The organism is Nosocomiicoccus massiliensis (assembly GCF_000438455.1).
Taxonomy (GTDB): Bacteria; Bacillota; Bacilli; order Staphylococcales; family Salinicoccaceae; genus Nosocomiicoccus; species Nosocomiicoccus massiliensis.
This window is the reverse complement of the sequence record NZ_CAVG010000010.1, coordinates 1-2,697: the sequence shown is the minus strand read 5'-3', so window position 1 is coordinate 2,697 and position 2,697 is coordinate 1. Positions and strand designations below refer to the sequence as shown.

General features: G+C 34.9%; 3 protein-coding genes. All 3 read left to right on the top strand.

The features are described from left to right. The first annotated feature begins 161 nt into the window (after positions 1-161). A complete protein-coding gene (locus tag TJ68_RS00340; RefSeq protein ID WP_040928133.1) occupies positions 162-860 on the top strand; it encodes a zinc metallopeptidase in 699 nt (232 codons plus the stop codon). Positions 861-952: 92 nt separating this feature from the next. Next, positions 953-2,101: an N-acetyl-alpha-D-glucosaminyl L-malate synthase BshA gene (gene bshA / locus TJ68_RS00335; protein ID WP_040928132.1), complete on the top strand. Its 1,149-nt coding sequence runs from the start codon at positions 953-955 to the stop codon at positions 2,099-2,101. After that, positions 2,091-2,697 (top strand): CCA tRNA nucleotidyltransferase (locus tag TJ68_RS00330; protein ID WP_040928131.1); only part of this gene is annotated, 607 nt, incomplete at its 3' end. The genes bshA and TJ68_RS00330, both read left to right, overlap by 11 nt.

Sequence of the window (2,697 nt, the reverse complement as noted above, 5' to 3'; positions counted from 1 at the left end):
CGGGTCATTAGACCGCTTTAGTGATCATATTGGTTATTTATCGTTTTGGTTAACGGTTATCGTTTTAGTACTACTTAAAACGTTAGTTCCAATAAATCGTTTGCGTTGACTTTAAATTAATAATTAAAGTATGATGTAAAGTGAGATAGGAGAGTTGTTTTATGTTAATGTATATTATCTATTTCGCAATTCTATTAATCGTACCTATGCTCGCTCAAATGAATGTTATGTCTACGTTTAGAAAGTATAGTAGAGTACGTTCGACGAGTGGTCTAACTGGTAAAGAAGTTGCGGAGTTAATTTTAAGAGAAAATGGTATTTATGACGTAGAAGTGCTACGTGGGAAAGGTCAATTAACTGACCACTACGATCCAGGAAAAAAAGTTGTCGTATTATCACCAGATAACTATGACAAACCATCAGTTGCTGGTACAGCAGTTGCAGCACACGAGGTGGGGCACGCGATTCAACACGCAACGGGATACAAGTTTTTAAATTTAAGATCAGCAATTTTCCCACTTGCACAATTTGGAAGTAACTTTGCGTTCTTCTTAATTATGGCAGGTATCATTTTAACAGCTGGTATGCAATCATCTGGTCCGACTCTTGGAACTTACCTATTATGGGGTGGTATAGGACTATTTGCATTTGCTGTTTTATTCCAAATCGTTACATTACCTGTAGAGTTCGATGCATCTAATCGAGCGATGAAACAAATAGAACGATTAAATATCGTTAACGAAAAAGAATACAGACATGCTAAAAAAGTATTAAGTGCAGCAGCAATGACATATGTTGCAGCAACAGCAACTGCTATCGCAGAGCTCGTTCGTTTAATACTCATAGCACGCAATAACTAAACTACTCAATATTTATTGAGTAGTTTTTTTAATTCACAATGGAACTATTCTTTATTATACTTATAAAGAATACGTATGTTAGGAGGATTTAAATGAAAATAGGAGTAACTTGTTATCCAAGTGTTGGTGGAAGTGGAATTGTTGCGACTGAACTCGCAATTGAGATGGCGAAACTCGGTCATGAGATTCATTTTATATCATCAAGCGTTCCATTTCGTCTCTCAGGAAATTACTCAAACATTTATGTCCATACAGTAGAAATTAATGATTATAACGTCTTTAAATATAGACCATATGATATTACACTCGCGTCAAAAATTGCTGAAGTCATTGATGTACATCAATTAGATTGTATACATATGCATTATGCAATTCCTCATGCAGTTGCAGGCATATTAGCAAATCAAATGTCAAAACGTGACGTAGGCATTATAACTACACTTCACGGTACAGATATTACAGTACTAGGTCATGATAGAAGTTTAGAACCTGCGATTCGCTTTGGCATCGAGAAATCTGATATTACAACGGCTGTGTCTTATAGTTTAAAAAAGCAAACAGAAGAAATGATTCAACCTAATAAAGAGATTAAAACAATTTATAACTTTGTCGATGAAAAACGATTTAATCGTGACAATATTGAAGAAGTTAGAAGTCGTATGAAACAACAACTCGGTATAGACGAAGACTCTAAAGTCATTGTTCATTCATCCAACTTTAGAAAAATTAAAAACATAACGACAATTGTAGAAGCTTTTAAATTAGTTAGAGAATCAGTTAAAAGTGATCTTGTGTTAGTTGGGGATGGGCCAGAAATGAGCGTTGTATATGACTTGGCACGTGAATTAGGTGTTGGTAATAACGTACATCTTGTCGGACGACAATCAGATATGACGTCATTTTATAAGATGAGTGACTTATTTATGTTACTTAGTTTAAAAGAAAGTTTTGGTCTCGCACTTCTTGAAGCTATGAACTGTGGCTGTGTTCCAATTGGCTCAAATGCGGGAGGAATTGTTGAAGTTATTCAACATGAAAAAACAGGATTTATCGTTGACCCGATGGATAAAGAAAGTGCAGCTCATTATGCAATAGAGCTTATGACAAACGAAACGTTATATAACGAGATGAGAGAAGCGATGATTACAGATGTAAGAAATCGTTTCTCAGAAAAAGAAATCGTCGCTCAATATGAAGATTTATACAGATCGACTATTAAGGACAATAACGATGACAAATAAGAACGCATTTAAAGAAGGACAATTTATTTTAGATACATTAGAATCTAACGGATTTGAAGCATATTATGTTGGAGGATCAGTTAGAGACTATTATATGGGTAAATCAGTCGGTGATATCGATATCACGACAAATGCGCTACCGAAACAAATTGAAGCATTATTTAAGCATACGATAGATGTTGGTATTGAGCATGGGACTATTGTAGTCGTTGTTGACAAAACACCTTATGAAGTGACGACGTATCGTACTGAAACGACGTATTCAGATTTTAGACGTCCAGATAGTGTTGAATTTACAACATCGTTAAAAGAGGATCTCGCAAGACGTGATTTTACGATGAATGCAATCGCAATGGACAAGCATTTTAATCTGTATGACCCTTATGACGGAAAGTCCGCAATAGAGGATAAAGAAATTATAACCGTCGGTAATCCAGACGAACGATTTAATGAAGACGCACTCAGAATGTTACGTGCATTACGTTTTATGTCTCAACTACAATTTGATATAAATGAACATTCATATGATGCAATTAAAAATTTAGTTTCTAACGTTCAACATATTTCTGTTGAACGTATTGTACAAGAAATGAAAA